This window comes from Sphingomonas sp. (assembly GCA_019635535.1).
In the GTDB taxonomy this organism is placed as follows: domain Bacteria; phylum Pseudomonadota; class Alphaproteobacteria; order Sphingomonadales; family Sphingomonadaceae; genus Allosphingosinicella.
The window spans coordinates 1481265-1506279 of the sequence record JAHBZH010000001.1 but is presented as its reverse complement, the minus strand read 5'-3'; the positions used below and the strand labels follow the sequence as shown (position 1 = coordinate 1506279).

At 67.4% G+C, this 25015-nt stretch carries 34 protein-coding genes and 1 pseudogene; 10 read left to right on the top strand and 25 right to left on the bottom strand.

All coding sequences use genetic code 11. From position 1 onward, the window contains the following. Window positions 1-2: 2 nt before the first annotated feature. From nadA to KF780_07680, 6 genes are all read right to left on the bottom strand, one after another. Window positions 3-1004, bottom strand: a complete 1002-nt coding sequence (nadA, locus tag KF780_07705) for a quinolinate synthase NadA (protein ID MBX3561686.1) — start codon at window positions 1002-1004, stop codon at window positions 3-5. Beyond that, window positions 1001-1747, bottom strand: a complete 747-nt coding sequence (locus KF780_07700) for a DUF4230 domain-containing protein (protein MBX3561685.1) — start codon at window positions 1745-1747, stop codon at window positions 1001-1003. Before KF780_07700 ends, nadA begins: the two co-directional genes overlap by 4 nt. After that, complete coding sequence (locus KF780_07695) at window positions 1729-2595, bottom strand: MBL fold metallo-hydrolase (protein MBX3561684.1); 867 nt, start codon at window positions 2593-2595, stop codon at window positions 1729-1731. The genes KF780_07700 and KF780_07695 overlap by 19 nt, the downstream gene beginning before the upstream one ends. A 67-nt stretch (window positions 2596-2662) precedes the next feature. After that, window positions 2663-4024: a hypothetical protein gene (locus KF780_07690; GenBank protein MBX3561683.1), complete on the bottom strand. Its 1362-nt coding sequence runs from the start codon at window positions 4022-4024 to the stop codon at window positions 2663-2665. Continuing rightward, a complete protein-coding gene (locus KF780_07685) occupies window positions 4021-4389 on the bottom strand; it encodes a BlaI/MecI/CopY family transcriptional regulator (protein MBX3561682.1) in 369 nt (122 codons plus the stop codon). The genes KF780_07690 and KF780_07685 overlap by 4 nt, the downstream gene beginning before the upstream one ends. Window positions 4390-4644: 255 nt before the next feature. Further along, on the bottom strand, window positions 4645-5427 hold the full coding sequence (locus KF780_07680; protein MBX3561681.1) for a helix-turn-helix transcriptional regulator: 783 nt from the start codon (window positions 5425-5427) through the stop codon (window positions 4645-4647). 107 nt (window positions 5428-5534) lie between these two features. On the opposite strand from KF780_07680, the gene KF780_07675 reads away from it, so the two are divergent. Then, window positions 5535-5939 carry a hypothetical protein gene (locus tag KF780_07675; GenBank protein MBX3561680.1) on the top strand — a complete coding sequence of 135 codons (405 nt, stop codon included), beginning with the start codon at window positions 5535-5537 and terminating at the stop codon, window positions 5937-5939. 165 nt (window positions 5940-6104) lie between these two features. Here the strand turns inward: KF780_07675 and grxD are convergent, their stop codons facing one another. The 11 genes from grxD to KF780_07620 all read right to left on the bottom strand — a co-directional run bounded on the left by grxD (window position 6105) and on the right by KF780_07620 (window position 13951). Then, the gene (gene grxD / locus KF780_07670) at window positions 6105-6428 is read right to left on the bottom strand and encodes a Grx4 family monothiol glutaredoxin (GenBank protein ID MBX3561679.1); all 324 of its coding nucleotides are present in this window, start codon (window positions 6426-6428) and stop codon (window positions 6105-6107) included. A 12-nt stretch (window positions 6429-6440) separates the two neighbouring features. Further along, complete coding sequence (locus tag KF780_07665) at window positions 6441-6674, bottom strand: BolA family transcriptional regulator (protein ID MBX3561678.1); 234 nt, start codon at window positions 6672-6674, stop codon at window positions 6441-6443. Between the two features lie 4 nt (window positions 6675-6678). Next, window positions 6679-7005, bottom strand: a complete 327-nt coding sequence (locus tag KF780_07660) for a DUF1476 domain-containing protein (GenBank protein MBX3561677.1) — start codon at window positions 7003-7005, stop codon at window positions 6679-6681. 63 nt (window positions 7006-7068) lie between these two features. Continuing rightward, window positions 7069-8067 (bottom strand): NADPH:quinone oxidoreductase family protein, encoded by a 999-nt coding sequence (locus KF780_07655; GenBank protein ID MBX3561676.1) that lies wholly within the window; start codon window positions 8065-8067, stop codon window positions 7069-7071. Continuing rightward, complete coding sequence (locus KF780_07650; GenBank protein ID MBX3561675.1) at window positions 8064-8897, bottom strand: N-acyl homoserine lactonase family protein; 834 nt, start codon at window positions 8895-8897, stop codon at window positions 8064-8066. Before KF780_07650 ends, KF780_07655 begins: the two co-directional genes overlap by 4 nt. A 23-nt stretch (window positions 8898-8920) precedes the next feature. Further along, window positions 8921-9886 carry an NAD(P)-dependent oxidoreductase gene (locus KF780_07645; protein MBX3561674.1) on the bottom strand — a complete coding sequence of 322 codons (966 nt, stop codon included), beginning with the start codon at window positions 9884-9886 and terminating at the stop codon, window positions 8921-8923. Further along, a complete protein-coding gene (locus KF780_07640; GenBank protein ID MBX3561673.1) occupies window positions 9883-11514 on the bottom strand; it encodes an STAS domain-containing protein in 1632 nt (543 codons plus the stop codon). Before KF780_07640 ends, KF780_07645 begins: the two co-directional genes overlap by 4 nt. Then, window positions 11511-12167 (bottom strand): CoA transferase subunit B, encoded by a 657-nt coding sequence (locus tag KF780_07635; protein ID MBX3561672.1) that lies wholly within the window; start codon window positions 12165-12167, stop codon window positions 11511-11513. The genes KF780_07640 and KF780_07635 overlap by 4 nt, the downstream gene beginning before the upstream one ends. Then, window positions 12167-12430 (bottom strand): hypothetical protein, encoded by a 264-nt coding sequence (locus tag KF780_07630; protein ID MBX3561671.1) that lies wholly within the window; start codon window positions 12428-12430, stop codon window positions 12167-12169. The genes KF780_07635 and KF780_07630 overlap by 1 nt, the downstream gene beginning before the upstream one ends. Beyond that, complete coding sequence (locus tag KF780_07625; protein ID MBX3561670.1) at window positions 12430-13137, bottom strand: CoA transferase subunit A; 708 nt, start codon at window positions 13135-13137, stop codon at window positions 12430-12432. Before KF780_07625 ends, KF780_07630 begins: the two co-directional genes overlap by 1 nt. Before the next feature lie 76 nt (window positions 13138-13213). Beyond that, entirely contained in the window at window positions 13214-13951 is a 738-nt protein-coding gene (locus tag KF780_07620) for an isoprenylcysteine carboxylmethyltransferase family protein (protein MBX3561669.1), read from the bottom strand. On the opposite strand from KF780_07620, the gene KF780_07615 reads away from it, so the two are divergent. Both KF780_07615 and KF780_07610 read left to right on the top strand, forming a co-directional pair. Further along, a complete protein-coding gene (locus KF780_07615; GenBank protein ID MBX3561668.1) occupies window positions 13950-14153 on the top strand; it encodes a hypothetical protein in 204 nt (67 codons plus the stop codon). The two genes, KF780_07620 and KF780_07615, sit on opposite strands and share 2 nt — an antisense overlap. Before the next feature lie 80 nt (window positions 14154-14233). After that, complete coding sequence (locus KF780_07610; protein ID MBX3561667.1) at window positions 14234-15286, top strand: hypothetical protein; 1053 nt, start codon at window positions 14234-14236, stop codon at window positions 15284-15286. Window positions 15287-15295: 9 nt separating this feature from the next. Here the strand turns inward: KF780_07610 and KF780_07605 are convergent, their stop codons facing one another. Both KF780_07605 and KF780_07600 read right to left on the bottom strand, forming a co-directional pair. Beyond that, window positions 15296-15601 carry an SCP2 sterol-binding domain-containing protein gene (locus tag KF780_07605; protein MBX3561666.1) on the bottom strand — a complete coding sequence of 102 codons (306 nt, stop codon included), beginning with the start codon at window positions 15599-15601 and terminating at the stop codon, window positions 15296-15298. Between the two features lie 131 nt (window positions 15602-15732). Next, a complete protein-coding gene (locus KF780_07600; GenBank protein ID MBX3561665.1) occupies window positions 15733-16104 on the bottom strand; it encodes a hypothetical protein in 372 nt (123 codons plus the stop codon). A gap of 196 nt (window positions 16105-16300) precedes the next feature. Between KF780_07600 and KF780_07595 the strand changes: the two genes are divergently transcribed. Continuing rightward, on the top strand, window positions 16301-16990 hold the full coding sequence (locus KF780_07595) for a hypothetical protein (protein ID MBX3561664.1): 690 nt from the start codon (window positions 16301-16303) through the stop codon (window positions 16988-16990). Between the two features lie 9 nt (window positions 16991-16999). Next, complete coding sequence (locus KF780_07590; GenBank protein MBX3561663.1) at window positions 17000-18661, top strand: thiamine pyrophosphate-binding protein; 1662 nt, start codon at window positions 17000-17002, stop codon at window positions 18659-18661. A gap of 62 nt (window positions 18662-18723) precedes the next feature. Here the strand turns inward: KF780_07590 and KF780_07585 are convergent, their stop codons facing one another. From KF780_07585 to thiS, 5 genes are all read right to left on the bottom strand, one after another. Beyond that, on the bottom strand, window positions 18724-18894 hold the full coding sequence (locus tag KF780_07585; protein MBX3561662.1) for a CsbD family protein: 171 nt from the start codon (window positions 18892-18894) through the stop codon (window positions 18724-18726). A gap of 86 nt (window positions 18895-18980) precedes the next feature. Beyond that, complete coding sequence (locus KF780_07580) at window positions 18981-19604, bottom strand: protein-L-isoaspartate(D-aspartate) O-methyltransferase (protein ID MBX3561661.1); 624 nt, start codon at window positions 19602-19604, stop codon at window positions 18981-18983. 302 nt (window positions 19605-19906) lie between these two features. Then, entirely contained in the window at window positions 19907-20059 is a 153-nt protein-coding gene (locus KF780_07575; GenBank protein ID MBX3561660.1) for a hypothetical protein, read from the bottom strand. Between the two features lie 35 nt (window positions 20060-20094). Continuing rightward, complete coding sequence (locus KF780_07570) at window positions 20095-20865, bottom strand: thiazole synthase (protein ID MBX3561659.1); 771 nt, start codon at window positions 20863-20865, stop codon at window positions 20095-20097. A gap of 3 nt (window positions 20866-20868) precedes the next feature. Further along, window positions 20869-21144 (bottom strand): sulfur carrier protein ThiS, encoded by a 276-nt coding sequence (thiS, locus tag KF780_07565; GenBank protein ID MBX3561658.1) that lies wholly within the window; start codon window positions 21142-21144, stop codon window positions 20869-20871. Between thiS and aroQ the strand changes: the two genes are divergently transcribed. Genes aroQ through aat form a run of 5 tightly spaced genes read left to right on the top strand, consistent with a single transcriptional unit; the run spans window position 21143 to window position 24586 of the window. Beyond that, the gene (aroQ, locus tag KF780_07560) at window positions 21143-21583 is read left to right on the top strand and encodes a type II 3-dehydroquinate dehydratase (protein ID MBX3561657.1); all 441 of its coding nucleotides are present in this window, start codon (window positions 21143-21145) and stop codon (window positions 21581-21583) included. The two genes, thiS and aroQ, sit on opposite strands and share 2 nt — an antisense overlap. 60 nt (window positions 21584-21643) lie before the next feature. Then, entirely contained in the window at window positions 21644-22132 is a 489-nt protein-coding gene (gene accB, locus KF780_07555; GenBank protein MBX3561656.1) for an acetyl-CoA carboxylase biotin carboxyl carrier protein, read from the top strand. Beyond that, window positions 22129-23487 carry an acetyl-CoA carboxylase biotin carboxylase subunit gene (gene accC / locus KF780_07550; protein MBX3561655.1) on the top strand — a complete coding sequence of 453 codons (1359 nt, stop codon included), beginning with the start codon at window positions 22129-22131 and terminating at the stop codon, window positions 23485-23487. Before accB ends, accC begins: the two co-directional genes overlap by 4 nt. Next, complete coding sequence (gene arsC / locus KF780_07545; protein ID MBX3561654.1) at window positions 23484-23825, top strand: arsenate reductase (glutaredoxin); 342 nt, start codon at window positions 23484-23486, stop codon at window positions 23823-23825. Before accC ends, arsC begins: the two co-directional genes overlap by 4 nt. Window positions 23826-23869: 44 nt before the next feature. Next, window positions 23870-24586, top strand: a complete 717-nt coding sequence (aat, locus tag KF780_07540) for a leucyl/phenylalanyl-tRNA--protein transferase (protein ID MBX3561653.1) — start codon at window positions 23870-23872, stop codon at window positions 24584-24586. On the opposite strand, the pseudogene KF780_07535 reads toward aat, so the two are convergent. Further along, window positions 24523-25014, bottom strand: a pseudogene (locus KF780_07535) (DUF2155 domain-containing protein). The gene aat and the pseudogene KF780_07535 overlap by 64 nt on opposite strands. Between the last annotated feature and the right edge of the window lies 1 nt (window position 25015).

Below are 25015 nucleotides of genomic sequence, written 5' to 3'. Positions count from 1 at the left end.
CTTCAGTCCCCCGAAATATGCGGCTTTCCCACGTCGCCCTTGCCGACCGTGTTGCCGGCCATCTCCAGCATCCGGTCCAGGCTCTGCTTGGCCTTCACGCGCAGCCCCTCCTCGATCTCGATGCGCGGCGCCAGGTCGCGCAGCGCCACGTAGAGCTTCTCCATCGTGTTGAGCGCCATATAGGGGCACATGTTGCAGTTGCAGTTGCCGTCCGCGCCGGGCGCGCCGATGAAGGTCTTGTGCGGCGCGGTCTTCTCCATCTGGTGGATGATGTGCGGCTCGGTCGCGACGATCAGCAGCTCCGCCTCGCTCTCCAATGCATATTTGAGGATGCCGGAGGTCGCGCCGACATAATCGGCATGGTCGAGGATGTGGCCGGGACATTCCGGATGGGCGAGCACCGGCGCGCCGGGATGCTGTGCCTTGAGCTTCAGCAGCTCCGTCTCCGAAAAGGATTCGTGGACGATGCAGGTGCCGGGCCAGAGCAGCATGTCCCGCCCGATCCGCCGGGCCAGATAGCCGCCGAGATGCTTGTCGGGGCCGAAGATGATCTTCTGGTCCTCGGGGATCTGCGCCAGGATCGTCTCGGCGGAGGAGGAGGTGACGATGATGTCGCTCAATGCCTTCACCGCCGCCGAGCAATTGATGTAGGTGAGCGCGATATGGTCCGGATGGGCCGCGCGGAACGCGGCGAACTGCTCGGGCGGGCAGCTGTCCTCCAGGCTGCACCCGGCGTCCATGTCGGGCAGGATGACGATCTTTTCCGGCGAGAGGATTTTCGCCGTCTCCGCCATGAAGCGCACGCCGCAAAAGGCGATCACATCCGCGTCGGTCGCCTGCGCCTTGCGCGACAGATCGAGGCTGTCGCCGACGAAATCGGCCAGGTCCTGGATCTCAGGCGTCTGGTAATAATGCGCCAGGATGACGGCGTTGCGCTCCTTGCGCAGCCGGTCGATCTCGGCGCGCAGGTCCAGCCCCTGCAGCGAAACATTGGGTGCGTTCATTGCGGGGCCTCTCCCTGCCCGTTGGCATTGGCCGGCGGCGGACCTGCCCGCCGGTCGTCGATGATATCCTCGGTCCGGCGCGGTCGGTCGAGGAAGGCAGCCACCTCAGCGCCGGACGGGTCCACGAACCGCACCATAACGCTGGCGTCAATCCCCGCCGCGCGCAATGGCATGGCGAAGCTGCGCGCCACCGATCGCATCGCGGCCTGACGAGCCAGCGCCATCGGCCGGTCCTCGCGCGCCTGACGCATCAATTCCTCCTGCGCGCGGCGGCGATTGGCATCGTCGATCACCTCCTCCGCGTCGGTCAGCGCCATCAGGATGCCGCCTTCGGCATGTTCGCGCACCTGGTCGGGATCGATGCGCGGCCCGGCGATCTCGAGCGGCGGCAGCGTCACGGCGAGCGTGCGCGTCGCCGCGTCCCAGCCCAGATTCTCGCGCCGCAGCCGCGACAGATCGACGCCGTAGCGCACGTCGCCCGGCATGATCAGCGTCTTGCGCGCGGTCAGGCCGAGCCGCGTCTCGCTCGACGTTTCCACCGCCACGAAGCGCGCCTCGAACAGGGTCAGCCGCCCCTGCTCGCGCACCGACAGCAGGGTCGCATCGGCGACCCGCATCGCGTCGGGCGCGGGCGGCGGAGCGACGGCGGGGCGCAGCGCATAACCGAGGAGCAGCCCGGCGAGCAGCAGCGCGGCCCCCGCGGCGGCGAGCGGCGCGTAGGGTTTCAGGCGGCCAGGGTCCACCGCTCGCCCTCTCCGCGCACCCGCCCGCGACGCTGCAGATCGACGAGATGGGCGAGCACCGAACGCCCCGCCGCGCCGTGCAGCCTGGGGTCGATGTCGCGGTACATGTGCGCCACTATCTCCGGGATACGCTCCTCGCCCTTGCCGAGCCGGTCGAGAATCTGCTTCTCGCGCATCCGCCGGTGCGTGATCAGCGCGCGGACATGACGGTGCGGCTTGTCGATCGCCGGGCCGTGCGCGGGCAGGTAGGTCCTGTCGTCGCGCTGGAGCAGCAGGTCCAGGCTCGCGAAATAAGTACTCATGTCGCCGTCCGGCGGCGCGATCACCGTGGTGGACCAGCCCATCACATGATCGCCGGTGAAGAGCAGGCCCTCGCCCTCCAGCGCGAAGCAGAGGTGGTTCGACGTATGGCCCGGCGTCGCCACCGCACTGAGCGTCCAGTCCGGCCCGCTCACCGTCTCGCCGTCCGCCAGCACCCGGTCCGGCGCATAATCGAAATCGAAGGCGGCATCGGCGCGGGGGCCGTCATCGGCCAGCGCGAGCGGCGCGCAGCCGACGACCGGCGCGCCCGTGGCCTCGGCCAGCGTCCGGCTCGCCGGGCTGTGGTCGCGGTGGGTGTGGGTACACATGATGGCGACGATCCGTTCGCCCGCGGTCGCGGCCAGGATCGCCTCGACATGCTCGGGCAAATCGGGGCCCGGATCGATCACCGCCACCTCGCCCGCACCGATCAGGTAGGTCTGGGTGCCCGTATAGGTGAAGGGTGAAGGATTGGCGGCGAGCAGACGGCGCACTTTGGGATGCACCTGCTCGATCCTGCCGGTGGGCCAATTGTCCATGCCCGCCATGTGGCATCGCGGCCCGCGAAAATGAAGGACCGGCGGGCATTTCGCGCCCGCCGGCCAGGCTTGCGGATTATTGGGCGCCGAGATCCGTGATGGCGCGATCGATCGCCGCCAGCACCCGTTCGCGCGATTCGGCGCTCAGATGGTCACTCGCCGCGAGCCGATCGCGGGCGGATCGCAGCCGCTCGGCGCGTTCGGCCGGCGTGCCGCCGCCCCGGCTGCACAGCACGACCCTGGTGCGGCGATTGCCGACTGTTTCCTCGCTGGCCGTCGCCCGGTCGCCCTCGCAATCCTCGGGCAGGCTGATCTCCGCGCCGCCCGGTCCTTCCAGCCGGAAGTTGCGGACCTCGCTTTCGGCGCCGCTGCCCTCGCGGTCCATCATGACAATGACATTGCGACGCTCGCGGACCTGGACGTCGCCATCACCGCCGCGCCGCTCGATCCGGGTCTCGCCGCCGTCCCCCTCGCGATGGGTGCGAATGACGATCCTCTCCTCGCGCCGTTCGGTGCGCTGCTCGCTTTTCTGCTGCTCGCCCTGCTGGGCGAGGCTCGGCACGCCCGCGCTCAGCCCCATTCCGGCGAGGAGCGCCAGCGCCGTCGCGCCGCCGATCAGCCGCATGCGGCTGCGTCTGTGGTCGTTCATCATCCTCAGTCTCCGTTTCAGTTGATCGGCGTGGTTGAGCGGGCAGGCCGCGATCAGGCCGGGACGGCTCGCGGATTTGACGAGAGCCTGGGCATAATCGCGCCGTGCCCCGGCGTCGGCCGACGCGGTGACGGCAGCGTCGCAGGCCAGTTCCTGATCGGCGCGGAAGGCGCGGAAGGCGAGCCAGGCGACAGGGTTGAACCAGTTGAGGGCGAGGATCGCGAGCGCGGCATGGTTCCACCAGATATCGCCGCGCCGATGGTGGACCGTCTCATGTTCCAGCGCGAGGGCGCGTTCGGCGGGCGTGTAGCGGGTGGCGAAATCGGCCGGCACGACGATCCGCCTGTCGAGCAGGCCGAGCGCCAGCGGGCCGGTCACCGCATCGCTTTCGATCAGCGGCAGCCCCAGATGCGCGCCGATGCCGCGCGCGCTGGCCGACAAGGCGGTCAGGAAGCGCCGATAGGCCAGCCATTGCCAGCCGAGCAGGGCGGCCGCGCCCAGGGCCCAGATCGCGAGCAGGATGGGCACCCACTGCCCGGCTCCGCCGTCCGGCGAGATGGGCGCGGTGGCCTCCTCCGCCCACAGGATCACTGTCTGGGACGCAAGCAGGTTCTGGACATCCGCCGGCCAGGCGGGCAGCGGCGGCATGACGAGGCGTAACGCCGGCAGCAGCCACAGCGCATAAGCCGGCCCGGCGCCGAACGCCCGCGCGAACGGCCGGCGGATGAGCAGCACGGCGAGCATCAGCACGCTCGCCCAGCCCATATTGGCGAAGAACCAGCCGGTCACGGCTTCAGCGCCTTCAGCAGCGTCTCGATCTCGGCGATGTCCGCCTGGCTGAGATCGTCGCGCTCGGCGAGATGGGCGACGAGCGGGCTGACGCTGCCGCCGAACAGCCGGTCGAGCAGCGCCCGCGATTCGCGCGCCACATAATCCGCGCGCGCCACCGCCGGGCGGTAGAGATAGCGCCGGCCTTCCTCTTCATGCACCAGCGCGCCCTTGGCGAGCAGGCGCGACAGCAGGGTCTTCACGGTGCGGATGCTCCAGCCGCGTTCGGCCGGCGCGCGTTCGGCGACTTCGGCCGCCGTCAGCGGCGAATCGCGCCACAGCACTTCCATGATCTCATGCTCGGCCGCGGATATGCGTTCGGCCATGTCCCACCCCGTTGCGACTGACGATTACGAGTGTAGTCATTCCGATGAACGACGGATGAACGGGCGGAAGCATCAAAGTGTCGGTGGTTCTTACAGCCGGCGAACAGGGTTAAATCCCGTTTACCGTGAAAAGCGGCGGATTTGCGTGCTTCGCGCGCTCTGGCACGGCCTATGTATCTCTTCGTGCGTCCACGGTTCCAAACTCCGGGCGGGCCAGCGCACTTTTCCGGTCGCGCGGCCCGCCCTTCGCTTTTTTCAGAGCTTGCGCAAAGCTTCGAGCGTCTGCTCGTCGGCTGGCAGCAGCGACTCGATCGCGATCTCCGACAGCGTCACATCGACCGGCGAGCCGAAGACCGAACTCATCGTCAGGAGCGAGAGCCGACCGAGCGGCGTGTCGACGATCAGCGGAATGGCGAGCGGATAGCCGGCCACCGCGCTCGATTCGCCGCCGGGATAGGCGCGCAGCTCCGCCAGGAACTCCGCCAGCACCGGATCGCCGCTCGTCGCGATCTGGTCGCGCAGCCGGGAAAAGAGCGCGCCGCGCCATTCGGGCAGGTTGACGACCCGGGGCGCAACGCCCTCGGGGTGCAGGCTGATCCGCACCGCGTTGATCGGCGGTTCCAGCAAATGCGGCGCCACCCCCTCCATCAGCGCGAAGACGATGCGGTTGCCCTCGATCATGTTCCAGTGCCGGTCGATCGCCAGCGCCGGAAAGGGCTCATAGGCCTTCAGCACATGGGAGATGACCGTGCGGGCCGTCTCCATCGCCGCCGTGTCGATGCCCTTTTCGGAATAGACCGGGGCATAGCCCGCCGCGAGCAGCAGCGCGTTGCGGCCGCGCAGCGGCACGCCGAGGCATTCGGCGAGGCGCAGCACCATGTCGCGCGACGGCTTCGAGCGGCCCGTCTCGACGAAGCTCAGATGGCGGGAGGAGATTTCCGCCTCCAGCGCCAGATCGAGCTGGCTCATGTGACGCTGGCCGCGCCACTGGCGAAGCTGGTCCCCGAAAGACGGCGGATCGGCGGCGATCGTGCTCATGCCCCCCGTCCTGCGCTCCTCCAGCGAAAACCGCCATTACTTTCCGGGTAATCGACGGCCTTCCCTCTCAGGGAGCATATCCGCCCCACCAAATGACGGAGGACGATATGCAGATGACTCCCTTCCTGAAGCGCGTGCTTCTCCTCGACGCGGCGAGCTGCCTCGGCATGGCGGCGTTGCTGATTCCCGGCGCGAACCTGCTGTCCGGACCGCTCGGCCTGTCGCCGGCCCTGCTGATGGCCGCGGGCGCGCTCCTGATCCCGTGCGGCCTGTTCATGGGCTGGCTGGCGACGCGCAACGCCGCCGCGCCGGCGCTCGTCTGGCTGGTGATTATCGGCAATTTCCTGTGGGTGGCGAAGAGCGTGGCGGTGATCTTCGTCTTCGCCGGCATCACCGCGCTCGGCATCGCCTTCGTGCTGGTGCAGGCCGCCGTGGTACTGGCGATGGCGCTGCTGGAGCGCATCGGCCTGCGCCGCGCGCTGATCGGCGTCGCCGTCGCCTCGATGACGTGAGGTGAAAACCCCAAACCCGCTCATCCTGAGTAGGGACTGACCCCGGACTTGATCCGGGGGAAGTCCCGTATCGAAGGACCGGAAGGAGACTTCCTACGTCCTTCGATACGCCGTTTCGACTTCGCTCAACGGCTACTCAGGATGAGCGGTAAGATTTTCCGGGATTCAATCCACCTTGGCCAGGCCGGCGACCAGCTCCTGCAGCTCGCCGGCCTGGAACATCTCCATCATGATGTCCGATCCGCCGACGAACTCGCCCTTCACGTAGAGCTGCGGAATGGTCGGCCAGTCGGAATAATCCTTGATCCCCTGGCGGATCTCCGCGTCCTGCAGCACGTCGACCGTCTCGAACGCGACGCCGAGATGATCGAGAATGGCGATCGCCCGCGACGAGAAGCCGCATTGCGGGAAGAGCGCCGTGCCTTTCATGAACAGCACGATCTGGTTGGCTTTCACGATCTCGTCGATGCGGGTGTTGGCGTCGCTCATCTCACTCATCCTTCATTCGGGAATTGCGGTGCTGAGCTTCAGCGCGTGCAGCTCCGTGCCCATCCGGCCGCCCAGCGCCGCATAGACGCGCTGGTGTTGCCTGACGCGCGGCTGGCCCCGGAAGCTCTCCGCAACCACCCGCGCCTCGTAATGATCGCCATCGCCGGCCAGATCGACGATCTCGATCGTCGCGTCCGGAATCCCCTCCCGGATCAGCGCCTCGATCACGTCCGCGGCCATCGGCATCGGCTTAGTCCATCGTCTCGATGAAATGGCGGCGCGCCTCGGCGGTCTTGTGCTCGATCTGGGCACGGATCTCAGCCTCGTCGATCTCGACCCCGGCCGAGGTCAGGTCGCCGAGCAGCTTGCGGATCACGTCCTCGTCGCCCGCTTCCTCGAAATCGGCGCGGATCACGTCCTTGGCATAAGCGTCGGCCTCGGCTTCGGTCAGGTTCATCTTCTTCGCCGCCCACTGGCCGAGCAGCCGGTTGCGCCGCGCGACGATCTTGAACTGCATTTCCTGGTCGCGCGCGAATTTGGTCTCGAAAGCGCGCTGCCGGTCGTCGAAGCTGGTCATGGCAATCCCTTGGCTGCAAATGTCGGGGCCGAGATAGGCGCGCGGCCCGCCCGGCGCAACAAGTCAGCCGATCGTGACCACCAGTTTCCCCACCGCCTGCCGCGCCGCCATGTGCGCGATCGCATCGCCGCCCTCGGCCAGCGGCCAGGTGCGGCTGACCTTGGGTGCGATCCTGCCCTCGTCCCACAGGCGGAAGAGGGTCGCGATATGCGCCGCATTGGCCTTCGGGTCGCGCGCCGCGAAGGCCCCCCAGAAAACACCGCGCACGTCGCAGCTCTTGAGCAAAGTGAGGTTGAGCGGCAGCTTGGGAATGCCGGCCGGAAAGCCGACCACCAGGAACCGCCCTTCCCAGCCGATCGCCCGCAAGGCGGCCTCGGCATAATCGCCGCCGACCGGATCGTAGATCACGTCGGCCCCGTTGCCGCCGACCGCGTCCTTGAACTGCCGGGCCAGCGCCTTCGCCCCGTCTCTGTCGAACGGCCCGCGCGGATAGATCATCGTCGCGTCCGCCCCGGCGGCGCGCGCGGCTTCGGCCTTCTCCTCCGACGACACCGCCGCGACGACCCGCGCGCCGAAGGCCTTGCCCAGCTCCACCGCCGCCAGTCCGACGCCGCCGGCCGCGCCCAGCACCAGCAACGTCTCGCCTTCCCGCAATTTGCCCCGGTCGAGCAGCGCGTGGATCGTCGTGCCATAGGTCAGGATCAGCGCGGAGGCCGCCGCGAAGTCGCGCCCTTCCGGCATCGGGATCGCCTTGGCGGCATCGACGACGATCTTCTCCGCCAGCCCGCCATGGCCCAGCATCGCGATGAGCCGGTCGCCCGGCGCCCAGCCGGAAACGCCCTCGCCCACCGCTTCCACCACGCCGGCGATCTCCCCGCCCGGCGCGAAGGGCCGCTCCGGGCGGAACTGATATTTGTCCTCGATGATCAGCACGTCGGGATAGTTGATCGCGCAGGCTTTCACCGCGACGAGCAACTGGCCCGCACCCGCGGCCGGATCGGGGACATCCGCCAGCTCCAGCGTCTCCGGGCCGCCCGGGGCGCGCGACAGCAACGTCTTCATCGCGCCGATGCCGGAAAAGCGGGAAGCTTGGCGATGTCCGCCGGCTCGTGCTGGATGATCAACTCGGCCTCCAGGCTGTCGGCGATGGCGAGCAGCCGGACCGTAGAGGCGAGCGTATCGGCCCGGTTGGTATTGAACGGCGGCACGCCGGCATTGCCGATCTGCTCGAGGAAGTGGAGCTGGTCGCCGGAGAGCAGGATGTTGCGCCCGCCGGCCAGCCGCACGAGCAGGCCGTGATGACCGGGCGTATGGCCGGGCAGGTTCAGCATCACGACGCTGCCGTCGCCGAACACGTCATGGTCGCGCGCCGCCGGCTGGACCTCGCCGCCGCCGTCGATCCAGCGACGGAACGGCGTGGCGAGATTGGCCGGCCCCTGGCCGGCGCGCAGCACGTCCCAGTCGCCCTGACCGATCAGGAGGGTCGCGCCGGGGAAGTCGGCGAGCTGGCCGGTATGATCGAAATGGTAATGACTGATGCCGACGAAGCTTATCTGGTCGGGCCGCACATTGATCCGCTCAAGCTGCGGCACGATCCGCTCGCGCAGCGTCATCCGGAACGGCCCGCTCTCGACCGTGGTGCCGAGCATGTCAGCGGAAAGGCCGGTGTCCCACAGCAGATAGCGGTCGCCATGGCGGATGAGGTAGCAGCTCGACGTCAGCGTCTTTTCCAGGCCGGTATAAAGGAAGGCGTCGGAAAAGGCGTTGAGATCGGTGACATGGATCTCGCCGCAATCCAGCCGCCAGATTTCCGGCCCGGCCTCCTGCGCCGCGACGGGCGCCGCCATTCCCATCGCGCCGGCCGCCGCCAGGTTGAACATGATCCTGTGCATCCGTTTCCTCCCTGCCGGACGGTTCAGCCCACCGATTCCTTGGGCGAGACATAAGAGGGATCGTGAACGAAGGGCAATTGCCCGTCCCGCTCCACGGCGTTCAGCACCGCGCGAAAGTCGGTGCGGCAGCGAAAGCCCATCCGTCGTTCGGCGCGAGAGGGATCGTAGACCCGGTCGATATGGGCCGGCAGCGTCCAACCACGCCGCGCGTAAACCTCCTGCGCCTCGGGAAAGTGCCGGGCGATGACGGCGCGGGCGTCGCGCACCAGCTCCTCCGCCTCCGCCTCGCCGAAGGGCGGCGGCGCGGACAGGATGAAGGTGTCGAATCCCAATGCCGGCGCCTGCTCCAGCGCGGCGACATGGGCCTCGGCGGCGTCCTCGACGGTGAGCCGGCGGTTGAGGAACTCGTTCGCCTTGACGTTCGGCCCGGCAAGATCGCGCAGCGTGTCGTCCTCCTCGGGAAAGAAGCGCCCCGTGCGCAGCACCGCGACGGCGATGCCGTGCTCGCGGTGGAACATGGCGCAGAGCTGCTCGGCCGAACGCTTGGTGACGCCGTAGACGTTGCGTGGCTCCAACGGGCCGAATTCCTCGGTCAGCCAGGCCGCGCGGGTCGCGCCGCCCGCCTTGCCGGCGCGGATCGCCTCGCAGATCATCAGCGAGGTCGTCGAGGTGAAGACGAAGCGGTCGTGCCCGGCCGCCACCGCCACTTCGAGCAGGTTGCGCGTGCCGCTCACGTTGACGTCGATAAACGCCTGTTCCGGATAGCGCGCGATGTCCGGCTTGTGCAGCGCGCCGGCATGGATCACCGCCTCGATGCCATGCTCGCCGAAGGCGCGCTCCACCGCCGCCTTGTCGGCGACCGATGCCAGGATGTCGGTGTCCGCGCCGGGCGCCACGTCGAGGCCGACGACCGCATGGCCGTCCCGCCGCAATCGCGGCGCCAGGAACCGGCCGAGCCAGCCGGACGAGCCTGTCAGCAATAGTTTCACGCTGCCGCGCTTAGCCGCCTGATCGCGCCTGCGTAAGTCAGCGTGCGCCGCGCACCGGCATATCGGGGCTCCATCCGGGCCAGGAAGTCGAGCGGCCCGCGCCTCAGGCCGCACAGCCAGACCTCCGTCCCCGACCATTTCGCCTGGCGCACGAACGTCTCCAGCGCCGAAGCGCCGGTCGCGTCGATATAGGGCACTTCCTCCATCCGCAGGATCACGGCGCGCGGGCTACGGCCGATCCGCCGGAACGCCTCCAGCATCTCGCTCGCCACCCCGAAGAAGATCGGCCCGGTGAAGCGGAACACCTCGACTCCCTCCGGCAGCCTGGCCCGCTGCTGCGGATCCTCGTCCGGATCGACCGCGACGAGGCCCGCCGTTTCGCTCATCCGGCGCATGAAGAACAGCGCCGCCAGCGTGACCCCCACCCCGATTGCCACGGTCAGGTCGACGAAGACGGTGAGCGCGAAGGTGAGCAGCAGCAGCGCGCGCTCGCCGGGATCGCTGCGCAGCAGCGCGGCGAAGCGCTCGCTTTCGCTCATCCCCCAGGCGACCATCAGCAGCACGGCGGCCAGCGCCGCCATCGGCACATGGCCGATCGCCCTGGCGGCGATCAGCAAGAAGAGGAACAGGAAGATGGCGTGGAAAATGCCCGCCATCGGCGTCTGCCCGCCGGCGCGGATATTGGTGGCGGTGCGCGCGATCGCGCCGGTCGCGGGCAGGCCGCCGAACAGGCCGGAGGCGATGTTGGCGGCGCCCATGCCGACCAGCTCCTGCCCCGGCCGGTGGCGGTATCCGGTCATGCCGTCGGCGACGGACGCCGAGAGCAATGCCTCGATCCCGGCGAGGAAGGCGATCGTGAAGGCGCTCGGCAGCACGTCGCGGATCATCGCCAGCGACAGATCGGGCAGGCGCGGCCAGGGCAGGCCGACCGGCATCGCGCCGAAACGGCTGCCCACCGTCTCGACCGGCAGATGGAATGCCCAGACCGCGACGGCGCTGGCGATGATCGCCGCCAGATAGGCGGGAACGCGCGGCGCGAAGCGCCGGAGCGCGAGGATCAACGCCAGCGTGCCCGCGCCGATGCCGAGCGCGGCCCAGTTCAGCGTGCCGAGCGCGCGGGCATAGGCGATCCATTTCTCGACGAATTCGGCCGGCACCTCGCCCGCGTCGAGCCCGAAAAAGTCGCCGACCTGGCTGGAGGCGATGATGACCGCGATGCCGGCGGTGAAGCCGGTGATGACGGGCATGGGCACGAAGCGCATCAGCCGCCCGACCCCCGAATAGCCCGCCGCGATCAGGATCAGCCCAGCGATGAGCGTCGCCAGCACCAGCCCGGCATAACCGTGCATGGCGATCACGCCGGCGACGATGACGACGAAGGCGCCGGTCGGCCCGCCGATCTGGACCCGGGAGCCGCCGAGCGCCGAGATCAGGAAACCGGCGACGATCGCGGTCACGAGCCCTTCGCGCGGGCTCGCGCCGCTGGCGATGCCGAGCGCCATGGCGAGCGGCAGCGCGACGATGGCGACGGTCAGGCCCGCGACCAGATCGGCGCGCAGCCGCGCCGCGCCATAGCCTTCGCGTAACGTGGTGAGGAGCTTCGGAGTGAAGTCCTCCGCCGCCATCATGCGTCGGCTGCGGCGGCGAGCGGCGCGTAGCGGGCGGTCGTCTTGGCCGCGACGTCCTCGGCGGTCACGTCCGGCGCCAGCTCGATCAGCCGGAACGGGCTGTCATGGTCCGGCCGCTGGAACACGGCGAGATCGGTGACGATCATGTCCACGACATTCTTGCCGGTGAGCGGCAGCGTGCATTCCGGGATGAACTTGGGATCGCCGTTCTTGGACGTGTGCTCCATCACCACGATGATCTTCTTGACGCCGGCGACCAGGTCCATCGCGCCGCCCATGCCCTTGATCATCTTGCCGGGGATCATCCAGTTGGCGATGTCGCCATTTTCCGCGACCTCCATCGCGCCGAGCACGGTGAGGTCGATATGCCCGCCCCGGATCATCGCGAAGCTCTGGTCGGAGCCGAAATAGGACGACGACGGCAGCTGGCTGATCGTCTGCTTGCCGGCGTTGATCAGGTCGGCATCGACCTCGTCCTCATAAGGGAAGGGTCCGATGCCGAGCATCCCGTTCTCGCTCTGCAGCGTCACTTCCATGCCGGCGGGAATGTTGTTCGCCACCAGCGTCGGGATGCCGATGCCGAGATTGACATAATAGCCGTCGCGCAGCTCCTTCGCCGCGCGCGCGGCCATCTGGTTGCGGTCCCAGGGCATTATTCTACCACCTCATATGGCCAGCTAAAGTGAGTATAAAGAAACGGCTTTCCACCTTCGCGATCAGTCTCTTTCGCATAAATGCGAAACTTTGTGCCAACGGGATGACGCTTCCTCATTTCACGAGAACATTCGACATCCATGTCGGTAGGAAAGGGTTGACCCCCGATCGGGCGCGCGTGGATCAGCGATGACTTCCCAGCTTTTCTCGCTTTGTAGGTTTCGATGATCACGCGTTGATAGTGGGACCACGGCTGAGCCATCAGGCGGCCTCCCTTTCGCGGGTCAGTCGGAATTCGATCTTCTTGTCGTAGGGCGCGCCGAGGATCAGGCGCTTGACATAGATGCTGGGCAAATGGACGTGATCGGGATCGATGCTGCCGACCGGCACGATCTCCTCCACTTCCGCCACGCAGATCTTGCCCGCCGTCGCCATCGGCGCGTTGAAGTTGCGCGCGGTCTTGCGGAAGATGAGGTTGCCGCTTTCGTCCGCCTTCCAGCCCTTGATGATCGAAAGGTCCGCGCGGATGCCGCGCTCCAGGATATAATCCTGCCCGTCGAAAGTCTTGACCTCCTTGCCCTCGGCGACCTGCGTGCCGACGCCGGTCCTGGTGTAGAAGCCGGGAATGCCCGCGCCGCCCGCGCGGCAGCGTTCGGCCAGCGTCCCCTGCGGGCAGAATTCCACCTCCAGCTCGCCGGCCAGATATTGCCGCTCGAACTCCTTGTTCTCGCCGACATAGGACGAGATCATCTTCCTCACCTGGCGCGATCGGAGCAGCTTGCCGAGCCCCTCGCCGTCGATCCCGGCATTGTTGGAGGCGATGGTGAGATCCCTGACGCCGCTCGCCTGGATCGCGTCGATCAGCCGCTCGGGAATGCCGCACAGGCCGAAGCCGCCCGCGCAGATCGTCATGCCGTCGAACAGCAGCCCGTCCAGCGCCGCCGCCGCGTCGGGATAGATTTTCTTCATGGATCGCGCTCCCTTGAACCGGACCTTCGCGATAGTCAGCGCCGCCCGGTCCGGTCAAGGGAAGTCGAACCGGCTTTCAGGTCCGGCGGCGCAGCCGGGGCGTCAGCATCCCCACGTCGCGCCGGTAGGTCTCGTAATCCGCGCCGAACAGGCCGACCAGGTCGCGTTCCTCGTAGCGGATGGCGATCAGCATATAGGCCGACATGCCGAGCGCGAGCAGCAGATGGCCCTGGCTCATCGCCGGCGTCGCCCAGAAAGCGAGGAAGAAGCCGGCATAAAGCGGGTGACGCACCGCCTTGTAGAAGAAGGGCGTGCGGAAGCGCGGCGCCTGCCCCGTCCGGCCGCGCGCGTGCAGGTAGACCTGCTGCAGCCCGAACAGCTCGAAATGGTTGATGAGGAAGGTGCTGAGCAGCACGATCAGCCAGCCCAGGCCGAACAGGCCCCACAGCACGGCCGCGACCGCCCCATTCTCGACCCGCCACACCTCCGCCGGCATCGGCCGCCACAGCCAGAACAGCAGGATCAGGGCGGCGCTGGCGAGCAGCACATAGACGCTGCGCTCGATCGGCTCGGGCACGATCCGTGTCCAGGCCCGCTTGAAACCCTGACGCGCCATCACGCTGTGCTGAAGGCCGAACAAGGCGATGAGGGCGATATTGACCATCGCCGCCATGGCCAGGGGACTTGCCGGCCCGTGATCGACCGTTCGCGGCAACTGGGGAAGATTGCCGACGAACCCGATCAGATAGAGAAACGTCGCAAAGAAGACGGAATACGCAACCACCGCGAACAGCAGATAGAGGCCACGAGTCATGGCATCGTTCCTTCGCCTGGAGAATGGCGATCTTATCAAAATGAAGCTGACGGAAAAAGCGATACCGGCGGCACATATTCCGATTTCGCCAACTCGTCCCCGCGACATGCTTCGCCCGGCATATGCCGCCGCATTGCGGCAACAACCTTCCTTCCTCTCCTCCCAAGACAGGGAGAACCGAAGTCAAACTCGTCGGAAATGAAGGCAATAGTCTTTTCGCCTGACAAGATGTGTTTTCACTGCGTATTTTCATGATATTCTGGATGGCGGGGGAGAATCATCATGAAATTCCGGGCAGGGATGATCATCATTGCCGCGCTTTTGGCACAGGCCTGCACCATACCTTTGAGAGAGCTGCGTCACAGCGGCGGCTATCCAGGTCAACTGATGGACCGCCGTCTCTTCGATGCAAGCAATTCCAAACAGCTGCAACTGCTTCGTCTTACCATGATCGTCGCCTTGGCGTCGCGGGTCGGCAACGCGACCATCCAGGATGGAAAAGAGGCCGATGCGTTCATCAGCTATCTGCAAAATGCATCCAGCGAAATCAACTATTTGGCAGCTCATCTATATGACCGCGATGAAACCGGCGACAATGAATGGAATATTTGTTCCGAACTGGCCCCTTCGGTCCGCGGCGCAGATTGGCCCGAGGACGCGGACCAGAATTGCGACACCTATGCGGCTTTGTTCGAATCCGATCTGCCGCAACTGGAATACAAGGTCGCGCGATTGGTGCTGGCGGCCTTGCCGCGGGAGCATGCCGCGCAATTCGCCCGATCGGCCAGGTCGGGAAACCTGGCATCGGCGGCGTGGCATTTCCTGCGACTCGCCGCCGCGTCGATCGACGGCCTGCATCGCGGCGCGGCGGTCTATCGTTCGAGCCAGGAGGTACTTGCGCTCACCATTCTGTCGGAAGCGCAAGCCCCCGAAGGGCCCGCATGCGCGCCCGGGCCGAGCGGTACGATAACTTCCATCCGCACCGTCGAGAACGCCGTCGATTGCCTGGGGCTGTCAAGGACATCCTTGTTCGACAATCCCAACGAAGGCCTTGTCCGGTTTCCGGATCGGATAGGGCAGGCCCCGTTCCGCGTCCTGTACGGTATCATCCGTACGTCCTGCGGCCTGTTGCCCATCGACATCGAAATCGCCAGTGCGATTCCGACGACGGGCACGAACAACGTCGCCGCCGGTAAAATCCGCGCGCGTTACGAAGCGTGCCGGGAACTGACCTTCTCGCCGAGGCTCAGATTCGGGGGCTGGGCGGCGCCCGAGGATGCCGTTCAACCGCAGCCGGCCGCCGCCGACGAGCCGGCGACGCGGGACGATGAATGAAGCGGTCCGTCAGGACCGGATCTTCGCCAGCACGCCCTGGAGCTGCATCGCGTTGGACATGTCGCCCTCGACCTTCAGCTTGCCCTGCATGAAGGCGGTCATGCCGTCGAGCTTGCCGTCGGCCATGTCCTGCCAGTCGGACCAGGCGACCTTGATCGTCGTGTCGGCATCGCCGGCATCTTCGCTGACATTGCCGGCCATGCCGTCGAGCATAACCGCGCCTTCGTCGCCGAAGTCGAGCTTCACCTTCTTGCCCGGCAGATAGGCGCCGGCCGCGTTGAGCTTGGTCGCCATCTCGCTCTTGGTCGTCATCATCGCTCTCCCTTGAGGTTCGCCGCCAAGCCTTAGCCCGGCCGCGATACAGGTCAAGGACTTACATTGTTGTCAATATGATGCGCCGTTCTCGCTATGGTTTGCCTGCGTTCGACCCGTTGCGGCCGTGGGCGCTAGCGCAGCCAATCGTCGAGTGACGCCCGAAAAATCTGCTTTTCTCGCCGAACCGGGGAAGCCAAATCGTGGGCTTCTATATCTTGGGCCCACTGAATGAAGCGCGGAATGATCTCCTGCTCCATCTTGGCCCGCGATTCCGCCGCGCGCTCGGACGGCACGGCACGGCAATGCACCCAAATGAGCTCATGCTCAGCGCGCTTCGGCCATCCATTGGGCAGAAAGTCGGCCTGGAACGCATGATCGAACCGATCCCATTGGGTGAGCTCAACCGGCAGGGAAAGCCCGCTATCCGCCACTGCCGCTTCCAATAGCGAAGGCTTGAGCGGGTAGCTGCGTCCTTTCGGGAGCTTTTCGGACCGTGATCTCATCGTCCCATTTTGCCACCTCTGCCGTCCGCAATCCACCCTGAACGGGCATTATCACACCAGTCCACGATCCATTTTTAAACCAAATCGGTAAAAATACTTTCCTACAGCATACCGTATATGTTCTAATCCGCGGATGACCACGAAACGATCGCCTCGCGCCGGCAAGAAGGCGCACCCCGCTTCCCGCTTCGCCCCCGTGCCACTCCGTTCCCGCCGCGACGGGTGGACGCCGGAGCGCCAGACCGATTTCATCCGCGTCCTCGCGGAATGCGGCTGCGTGCGCGATGCCTGCCGCCGCGTCGGCATGTCGCCGGAAAGCGCCTATGCGCTGGCCCGGCGGCCGGAGGCGCAAAGCTTCCGCTATGCCTGGGACAACGCGCTCGACAACGCCGTGCGCCGCATTTCCGACGAGGCGTTCAACCGCTGCATTCACGGCGTCGCCGTCCCGCATTTCTACAAGGGCGAGCAGGTCGGCGAGCATCGCCGCTACAATGACGGGCTCGCCATGTTCCTGATGCGCTATCGCGATCCGGGCCGTTACGGCCGGCATCTCGACCGGGTCGCGCGCGCCGGCAATCCGGAGCGCATCGCCCTCGACCTGCGCGACTTGCTCGCATGGGTGCGCAGCGACGCGCTGAACGAGGAAGCGGGCCGCCCGCGCCTGACCTTCGACAATATTCCCGATCCCGACGACGATGACGGCTGGGAGGATTTCCGCCATTTCCGGAAGCCGGGCGACGGGGATGATCTCGACGCGGACGACCCCTTCGGGGAGGAGGATCGGCCCGAATGCGCCCGCGTCGCGGAGGGGGCGCCCCTCCCCGACGGGGCGTCAGGTTCGTCAACTTCCGATCCGAATCTTCCCCGCCGCGCGGAAGAGCCCTAGGGTGTGTCCATGACCAGCAAGCGCACCGGCGGCCGCATCCTGATCGACAATCTGCTGGCGCAGGGCTGCGACCGCATCTTCACCGTCCCGGGCGAAAGCTTCCTCGCCGCGCTGGACGCCCTCCACGACAGTCCGGCGATCGATCTCGTCGTCTGCCGGCAGGAGGGCGGCGTCGCCTATATGGCGGAGGCCGACGGCAAGATGACCGGGCGGCCGGGCGTGGCCTTCGTCACGCGCGGGCCGGGCGCGACCAACGCCGCGGTCGGCGTCCATGTCGCGCATCAGGATTCGACGCCGATGCTGCTGCTGATCGGCGACGTGGCGCGCGGCGACCGCGACCGGGAGGGCTTTCAGGAGGTCGATTTCGGCGCGATGTTCGGTCCTTTGGCCAAGCGCGTCGAGCGGATCGAGGATGCCCGCCGCATCCCCGAATATGTCGCCCGGGCCTGGGCCACCGCCATGGCCGGCCGCCCCGGCCCGGTCGTGCTGGTCCTGCCTGAGGACATGCTGAAGGACGAGGTCGAGGCCGAAGACCGGCCGCGCAACCCCCGCTTCGCCCAGGCCGCCGATCCGCTCGCCGTCAATGCGCTGATGGACCTGCTCAAGGACGCCGCCGCGCCCGTCGCAATCGTCGGCGGCGCGGGCTGGTGCAAGGGCACCGCCCATCATTTCACCGAATGGGCCGAGCGGATCGGTCTGCCCGTCGCGGTCGCGTTCCGCCGGCAGGATTCGATCCCCAACGACAGCCCGGTCTATGCCGGCAATCTCGGCTACGGCCCGAATCCGAAGCTGGTCGAGCGGGTGAGGAACGCCGATCTGATCCTCGCCGTCGGCGCCCGGCTCGGCGAGGCGACGACGGATGGCTACACCCTGATCACGCCCGATCATCCCGGCCAGATCCTCGTCCACGTCCATCCCGATCCGGAGGAGCTGGGCCGGGTCTATCGCACCGATCTGCCGATCTGCGCCGACGTGATGGAATTCGCCGAGCTCTGCGCCGACTGGGACGACGAGGTCATCCATTTCGGCGCGGGGGCCGAGGCCCATGCCGAATGGCAGGCCTGGGCGACGCCGAAGCCCCGCGAGGGCGCCACCTTCGATCTCGCCCAGTGCGTCGCCGCGATGCGCGAGAAGCTCCCGGCCGACACGATCGTCTGCAACGGCGCCGGCAATTTCTCCGGCTGGTGGCACCGCTTCTGGCGCTACGGACCCTGCCCGAGCCAGCTCGCCCCGACCAACGGCTCGATGGGCTACGGCCCGCCCGCCGCCATCGCCGCCGCCCTGCGCTTCCCGGAGCGCATGGTCGTCGCGGTCGCCGGCGACGGCGATTTCCTGATGAACGGGCAGGAGCTGGCCACCGCGATCCGGCACCAGGCCAATCTGATCGTGCTCGTCGTGGACAATGGCAGCTACGGCACGATCCGCATGCATCAGGAGCGCGACTATCCGACGCGCATCTCCGGCACGCAGCTCGTCAATCCCGATTTCGCCGCTTTGGCCCGCGCCTATGGCGGCTGGGCCGAAACGGTGACCGCCACCGCCGATTTCGCCCCCGCCCTCGACCGCGCATTGGCCGAAACGGGCCTCCGCCTCCTCCACCTCAGGACCGACGTCGAGCAGATCACCAACGCGACCACGATCGCGGCGCTGCGGAAGAAGGCGAAGGGCTGACCGCCCAAACGAAAGGCCGCCCCGGCGAACCGGAGCGGCCTCCCTTCCCAGCTCTTGGGAAATCAGATGTCGTCGCCGAGCGCGCCCTTCACCTTCCCGGTGAACTGCTGGCCCTTGCCCTTCAATTCCTGGGCCTTGCCCTCGTCGCGGGTCTCGGGGTCCTTGCTGTGCTGCTTGGCCTTGCCGATCGCCTCGTTGACATTGCCTTTGATCTTGTCGGTGAGCTCACCCATGACTGGTCTCCTGCAAGGCGCGGCACCCGAATTGGGTGCCTTCAAGCCGTTGAAGCAGAAACGAAACCGCGCCGTGCGGGTTCCGCTCAATCCTCCCGCCAGCCCGCCGCGCCGATCAGCGGCACGAAGCGGACCGCGCCCAGGCTGTCCTGCCGGAACTCGCTTATGCCGACGCACTCCACCCGGACCAGTTCCTGCGCCTCGCCCGGCGCGCCGAGCGGCATGACCAGCCGCCCGCCAACGCCCAGTTGGTCGCGCAGCGCCGGCGGCACATGGCGCCCGCTTGCCGCCGCCAGGATCGCGTCATAGGGCGCGCGCGCCGGCCAGCCCGCCGAACCATCGCCTTCGACGATCTCGACATTGGCGTGGCCCAGCCGCCGCAGCCGCTCCGCCGCCTGCCCGGCCAGCTCGCCATGCCGCTCGATCGCGATCACCTCGGCCGCGATCCCCCCCATCACGGCCGCGGCATAGCCGGAGCCCGCGCCGATCTCGAGCACCCGGTCGCCCGGCTTCACGCCGGCCGCTTCGATCATCAGCGCGACGATATAGGGCTGGGAAATGGTCTGCCCGGCGCCGATCGGCAGCGGCCCGTCCTCATAAGCGAGATCGGCCATCTCCGCCGGCACGAACGCCTCGCGCGGCACGGCGCGCATCGCGGCGAGCAGATGCGGCTCGACTATGCCGCGCGCCGCGATCTGCCGGGCGACCATCTCCTCGCGCAGGGCCGCGAAATCGCGCACCGCCCCTCCTCATGCAAAAGGGCCGCAGCCGGCAAGCCGGCGGCGGCCCCTTCATCGACGCGCCGGAAGGTCCGGCGGTCCGTTACTTCTTGCCCGGCGGCGGACCGCTGTCGGCGGGCGCGTCGCCTTTGGAGCCGACGCCCTTGCCATCGGCGGGCGCGGTGTCCGGCGCCCACTCGCCCGGTTTCTTCTCGCCTGATTGCTTGTCACTCATCGACTCACCCTCCTTCACGACCAAGGAGCGCGAAGGGCATCATGCGGCCGCGCGCCTGTCAAGGAGAAGCCGGCGCGCCGCCGTCGCCGGCCTGCCCGGTTTCCACCTTGTCCACGGGGATGTCGCGCTGGCCGCCCTCGCCCTTGTCGTCGCCGATCTTGTGATGGGCAGCGGGATCGGGCTTGGCCTTGGGGGCGGAAACCTTGTCCATGCCGCGTCAACGGCCGGGCAAGATGCAGCGTTCCCTCAGATCAGCCCCGCAAGCGGGCTTGACGGATCGGCATAGCGTCGCTGCCCCATCCGCCCGGCGCGATAGGCGAGCCGGCCGCTCTCGACCGCCAGCTTCATCGCCCGCGCCATCGCGATCGGATCCTTCGCCTCGGCGATCGCGGTGTTCATCAGCACGCCGTCGCAGCCAAGCTCCATCGCCACGCTGGCGTCGGAGGCGGTGCCGACCCCGGCATCGACCAGCACCGGCACGCCCGCGCCCTCGACGATCAGCCGGATCGTCACCCGGTTCTGGATGCCGAGCCCGGAGCCGATCGGCGCGCCCAGCGGCATGATCGCCACCGCGCCGGCCTCCTCCAGCTGCTTCGCGGCGATCGGATCGTCCACGCAATAGACCATCGGCTTGAAGCCTTCCCTGACCAGCGTCTCCGTGGCCTTCAGCGTCTCGCGCATGTCGGGATAAAGCGTCTTCGCCTCGCCCAGCACCTCCAGCTTCACCAGGTCCCAGCCGCCGGCCTCGCGCGCCAGCCGCAGCGTGCGGACCGCATCGTCGGCGGTGAAGCAGCCGGCCGTGTTGGGCAGATAGGTGAACGTCTTCGGGTCGATGAAATCGGTCAGCAGCGGCTGGCCCGGATCGGAGACGTTCACCCGCCGCACCGCGACCGTGACGATCTCCGCGCCCGACGCCGCCAGCGCCGCCGCATTCTGCTCGTAGCTCTTATACTTGCCGGTGCCGACGATCAGGCGCGACGTGAAGGTCCTGCCCGCGACTGTCCAATTGTCGTCCAAAACTCAGCCTCCGCCCACGAACGTCACGATCTCGAAATCGTCGCCGTCCTCTATCACGACATCGCGCAGCGTCGAGCGGGGCACAATCTCCAGATTGCGCTCCACGGCCACCTTGGTCGGCTCCAGCCCGAGCTCCAGTGCCAGGTCGGCGATCGTCATGCCGTCGCGGATGCGGCGATGGCCGCCATTGACGCGGATCGTGATCGTGCCGTCTTCGCTCATGCCATCGAAACCTTGCCTTTGCAGCCTGCGCGCGAGCGTCATATAGGGGTCCGCCATGGCGACGCCACCTTTGATCTACGTCCTCAACGGACCCAACCTCAATCTGCTCGGCACGCGCGAGCCGGAGATTTACGGGGCCGACACGCTCGACGACATCGCCGCGCGGCTGGAGGACAAGGCGAAGGCGCTCGGCCTCGCCATCGACATGCGCCAGTCCAACCATGAAGGCCATCTGATCGACTGGCTGCACGAGGCGCAGGGGCGCGGCGCCAAGGCGGTGATCCTGAACGCCGGCGGCTACACGCACAGTTCGGTCGCGCTGCACGATGCGATCAAGGCCGTCGCCGTGCCGGTGATCGAGGTGCACCTGTCCAATCCGCAGGCGCGCGAGAGCTTCCGGCACCGTTCGCGGGTGGCGAGCGTTGCCGTCGGCACCATCGCCGGATTCGGCGCCACGGGCTATGAGCTGGCTCTGGACGCGGCGGCGCGTCTCTGACACAGAAGCGCCTTTTTTCAGTGGGGCGCCCCGGAAACGGGGCGGAAAATCGAGGTTCCGATGAGCGAAGACAAGGATAGCGGCACGCCGATTCGGGTCGATACCGACCTGATCCGGCAGCTCGCCGATCTGCTGACCGAGAAGGATCTGAGCGAGATCGAGGTCGAGGATGACGACCGCCGCATCGTCGTGAAGCGCAAGCTGAACGCCGCCGCCGCGCCCGCCACCTATGTCGCCGCGCCCGCCGCTCCGGCCGCTGCTCCGGCCCCCGCCGCAGCGGCTCCCGCCGCCGAAGCGCCCGCCGCCGCCGCGCCGGCCGATGCGGTCAAATCGCCGATGGTCGGCACCGTCTATCTCTCGGCCGAACCGGGCGCCGCGCCGTTCATCGCCGCCGGCGCCCAGGTCAATGCCGGCGACACCCTGCTGATCATCGAGGCGATGAAGGTGATGAATCCGATCACCGCGCCCAAGGCCGGCACCGTCAAGCAAATCCTCGTCCAGGACGCGCAGCCGATCGAGTTCGATCAGCCGCTGGTCGTCATCGAATAATGGCGATCAGCAAGGTTCTGATCGCGAATCGCGGCGAGATCGCCCTTCGCATCCATCGCGCCTGTCACGAGATGGGCATCAAGACGGTCGCGGTCCATTCGACCGCCGATGCCGATGCCATGCACGTCCGCCTCGCCGACGAGGCGATCTGCATCGGCCCGCCGCCCGCCGCCGACTCCTATCTCAACATCCCCAACATCATCTCGGCGGCCGAGATCAGCGGCGCCGACGCGATCCATCCGGGCTACGGCTTCCTCAGCGAGAATGCCCGTTTCGCCGAGATCGTCGAGCGGCACGACATCGCCTGGATCGGTCCCAAGCCCGAGCATATCCGCACGATGGGCGACAAGATCGAGGCGAAGCGCACCGCCGCCAAGCTCGGCCTGCCACTGGTCCCCGGCTCGGACGGCCCGGTCGAGGATGTCGCGGAGGCCAAGCGCATCGCCGCCGAAGCGGGCTATCCCGTCATCATCAAGGCCGCATCCGGCGGCGGCGGGCGCGGCATGAAGGTCTGCACGAGCGAGGACCAGCTCGAGACTTTGATGAAGCAGGCCGGCTCCGAGGCCAAGGCCGCCTTCGGCGACGCCACCGTTTATATCGAGAAATATCTCGGCGATCCGCGCCATATCGAATTTCAGATTTTCGGCGACGGCAATGGCAATGCCATCCATCTGGGCGAGCGCGACTGCTCGCTGCAGCGCCGCCACCAGAAAGTGCTGGAGGAAGCCCCCTCCCCGATCATCTCCACCGAGGAGCGCGAGCGGATGGGCAGCCTCGTCGCCAGGGCGATGGCCGAAATGGGCTATCGCGGCGCCGGCACGATCGAGTTCCTGTGGGAAGACGGCGAGTTCTACTTCATCGAGATGAACACCCGCCTCCAGGTCGAGCATCCGGTCACGGAGGCGATCACCGGCCTCGATCTGGTGCGCGAGCAGATCCGCATCGCCGAGGGCCATCCGCTCACCCTGCGCCAGCAGGACGTGGTGTTCCGCGGCCATGCGATCGAATGCCGGATCAACGCCGAGGACCCCGTCACCTTCGCGCCCTCGCCGGGCCTGGTCAGCCATTACCACGCGCCGGGCGGGATGAACGTGCGCGTCGATAGCGGGCTCTATTCCGGCTATCGCGTGCCGCCCTACTACGACAGCATGATCGCCAAGCTGATCGTCTACGGTACCACCCGCCAGGGCGCGATGCGCCGTCTCAGGCGCGCGCTGCAGGAGTTCGTGATCGAGGGCGTGAAGACCACCATCCCGCTCCACCAGAAGCTGCTCGACGATCCCGAATTCCAGGAGGGCAAATATACGATCAAGTGGCTGGAGGAATGGCTGGCGCGCGAGGAGCCGGAGGCGTGAAGGCGACGATCTGGCACAATCCGAAATGCTCCACCTCGCGCAAGACGCTCGATCTGCTGCGCGATGAAGGCGTGGAGGTGACGGTGATCGAATATCTGAAGACCTCGCCCGCGCACGACGAGCTGAAGCGCCTCTACGCCGCCGCCGGCATCACCCCGCGCGAGGGGCTGCGGATGCGCGAGGACCGCGCCAGGGCGCTGGTCGCCGACAATGTTTCGGACGATGCGATCCTCGATGCGATGATCGCCGATCCGATCCTGATCGAGCGCCCGCTGGTCGCCACCGACAAGGGCGTTCGCCTCGCCCGCCCGGTCGACAAGGTGCGCGAAATCCTCTGATCGCGCGGTTGCCCGCCGGACCTGCCCGGCGATAGGCTGAAGGCATGACGATCGATCCGGAATTGCTGCTGCGCGCTTATGCGATCGGCGCCTTCCCGATGTCGGACGGACGCGATGCGCCGGACGTCTTCTGGGTGCAGCCGCGCCGCCGCGCGATCCTGCCGCTGGACGGGTTCCATCTGGCGCGCTCGCTGCGCAAGACCTTGCGGTCGAACCGGTTCGCGGTCACGCGCGACCAGGCGTTCGGCGAGGTCGTCCTCGCCTGCGCCCGGCGCACGGACACCTGGATCAATGCCGAGATCGAATCGAGCTACGCCCATCTCCACCTGCTCGGCCATGCCCATTCGATCGAGGTGTGGGAGGACGCGGATCTGGTCGGCGGCCTCTACGGCGTCCGGCTCGGCCGGGCCTTTTTCGGCGAGAGCATGTTCTCGCTCCGCGCCGACGCGTCGAAAGTGGCGCTCGCCTGGCTGGTGGCGCGCTTGATCGTCGGCGGCTTCGCGCTGCTCGACTGCCAGTTCATGACCGGCCATCTGAAGAGCCTCGGCGCGATCGAGATCACGCAGGAAAGCTATCTTCAGTTGCTCTCCTCCGCGCTCGGCGAAGGCTCTGGTGCGGGCGGCGGCGGTGTTTCGGACGATGCGGGAGCCGGGGCGGTCTCGTTCGAGGCGCTGGATTCGCTGCTCGCGGCGCGCGGCGCCGAGGCGGGTTCGCCGCCTTCGGGATGGGTCATCGCGCAGCTTCTCGGCCACACATCGTAGATCGGGTGCTCGACGACGTTGAGCCCCGGCGATTCGGCATAAAGCCAGCCGGAGAAGACGCGCTGGAACTGCCCCTGCGGATTGGCCACGTCGAGCTGGACGAAGGCGCCGGTCAGCTGCTGCACCTCCCATGGCGCGGTCGTCTCGCAGGCGCGCAGCCTTACGATCACGTCGCCGGCGCGCACCGCCTGGCCGGGCCGCAGCTCGAATTCGCGCATATGCCCGTTGCGCTTGTTGAGCAGCCGGATGACGGCGACGCGCTCGGCCATCGGCGTGGTGCCGGTCGGCAACCGGTCCACCGTCTGCGGCACGTCGATCGTCTCGGTGGTTTCGTTGCCCGCTTCGTTCTGGACCTGGGCGCCTCTCGGCCCGCACGCGCTCAGGGCCGCGAGGCCCGCGAGGATCCCGATTGCGGCGCGCACGGCCATG

Excerpts from the sequence above, each read along its gene's own strand:
- KF780_07640 (MBX3561673.1), bottom strand. The coding sequence starts at position 11,514 with ATGATGGCGGCGGAGGACTTCACTCCGAAGCTCCTCACCACGTTACGC.
- KF780_07600 (MBX3561665.1), bottom strand. The coding sequence starts at position 16,104 with ATGAGATCACGGTCCGAAAAGCTCCCGAAAGGACGCAGCTACCCGCTC.
- KF780_07680 (MBX3561681.1), bottom strand. The coding sequence starts at position 5,427 with ATGAGCACGATCGCCGCCGATCCGCCGTCTTTCGGGGACCAGCTTCGC.
- accB (MBX3561656.1), top strand. The coding sequence starts at position 21,644 with ATGAGCGAAGACAAGGATAGCGGCACGCCGATTCGGGTCGATACCGAC.
- KF780_07665 (MBX3561678.1), bottom strand. The coding sequence starts at position 6,674 with ATGCCGATGGCCGCGGACGTGATCGAGGCGCTGATCCGGGAGGGGATT.
- aroQ (MBX3561657.1), top strand. The coding sequence starts at position 21,143 with ATGGCGACGCCACCTTTGATCTACGTCCTCAACGGACCCAACCTCAAT.
- KF780_07650 (MBX3561675.1), bottom strand. The coding sequence starts at position 8,897 with ATGCACAGGATCATGTTCAACCTGGCGGCGGCCGGCGCGATGGGAATG.
- KF780_07655 (MBX3561676.1), bottom strand. The coding sequence starts at position 8,067 with ATGAAGACGTTGCTGTCGCGCGCCCCGGGCGGCCCGGAGACGCTGGAG.
- KF780_07615 (MBX3561668.1), top strand. The coding sequence starts at position 13,950 with ATGGCATCGTTCCTTCGCCTGGAGAATGGCGATCTTATCAAAATGAAG.
- KF780_07580 (MBX3561661.1), bottom strand. The coding sequence starts at position 19,604 with ATGGTCGCCCGGCAGATCGCGGCGCGCGGCATAGTCGAGCCGCATCTG.
- KF780_07660 (MBX3561677.1), bottom strand. The coding sequence starts at position 7,005 with ATGACCAGCTTCGACGACCGGCAGCGCGCTTTCGAGACCAAATTCGCG.
- KF780_07635 (MBX3561672.1), bottom strand. The coding sequence starts at position 12,167 with ATGCCCTGGGACCGCAACCAGATGGCCGCGCGCGCGGCGAAGGAGCTG.
- KF780_07585 (MBX3561662.1), bottom strand. The coding sequence starts at position 18,894 with ATGGGTGAGCTCACCGACAAGATCAAAGGCAATGTCAACGAGGCGATC.
- KF780_07620 (MBX3561669.1), bottom strand. The coding sequence starts at position 13,951 with ATGACTCGTGGCCTCTATCTGCTGTTCGCGGTGGTTGCGTATTCCGTC.
- grxD (MBX3561679.1), bottom strand. The coding sequence starts at position 6,428 with ATGAGCGACGCCAACACCCGCATCGACGAGATCGTGAAAGCCAACCAG.
- aat (MBX3561653.1), top strand. The coding sequence starts at position 23,870 with ATGACGATCGATCCGGAATTGCTGCTGCGCGCTTATGCGATCGGCGCC.
- KF780_07630 (MBX3561671.1), bottom strand. The coding sequence starts at position 12,430 with ATGGCTCAGCCGTGGTCCCACTATCAACGCGTGATCATCGAAACCTAC.
- KF780_07675 (MBX3561680.1), top strand. The coding sequence starts at position 5,535 with ATGCAGATGACTCCCTTCCTGAAGCGCGTGCTTCTCCTCGACGCGGCG.
- KF780_07625 (MBX3561670.1), bottom strand. The coding sequence starts at position 13,137 with ATGAAGAAAATCTATCCCGACGCGGCGGCGGCGCTGGACGGGCTGCTG.
- KF780_07610 (MBX3561667.1), top strand. The coding sequence starts at position 14,234 with ATGAAATTCCGGGCAGGGATGATCATCATTGCCGCGCTTTTGGCACAG.
- KF780_07685 (MBX3561682.1), bottom strand. The coding sequence starts at position 4,389 with ATGGCCGAACGCATATCCGCGGCCGAGCATGAGATCATGGAAGTGCTG.
- KF780_07695 (MBX3561684.1), bottom strand. The coding sequence starts at position 2,595 with ATGGCGGGCATGGACAATTGGCCCACCGGCAGGATCGAGCAGGTGCAT.
- KF780_07605 (MBX3561666.1), bottom strand. The coding sequence starts at position 15,601 with ATGATGACGACCAAGAGCGAGATGGCGACCAAGCTCAACGCGGCCGGC.
- nadA (MBX3561686.1), bottom strand. The coding sequence starts at position 1,004 with ATGAACGCACCCAATGTTTCGCTGCAGGGGCTGGACCTGCGCGCCGAG.
- thiS (MBX3561658.1), bottom strand. The coding sequence starts at position 21,144 with ATGGCGGACCCCTATATGACGCTCGCGCGCAGGCTGCAAAGGCAAGGT.
- KF780_07590 (MBX3561663.1), top strand. The coding sequence starts at position 17,000 with ATGACCAGCAAGCGCACCGGCGGCCGCATCCTGATCGACAATCTGCTG.
- KF780_07575 (MBX3561660.1), bottom strand. The coding sequence starts at position 20,059 with ATGGACAAGGTTTCCGCCCCCAAGGCCAAGCCCGATCCCGCTGCCCAT.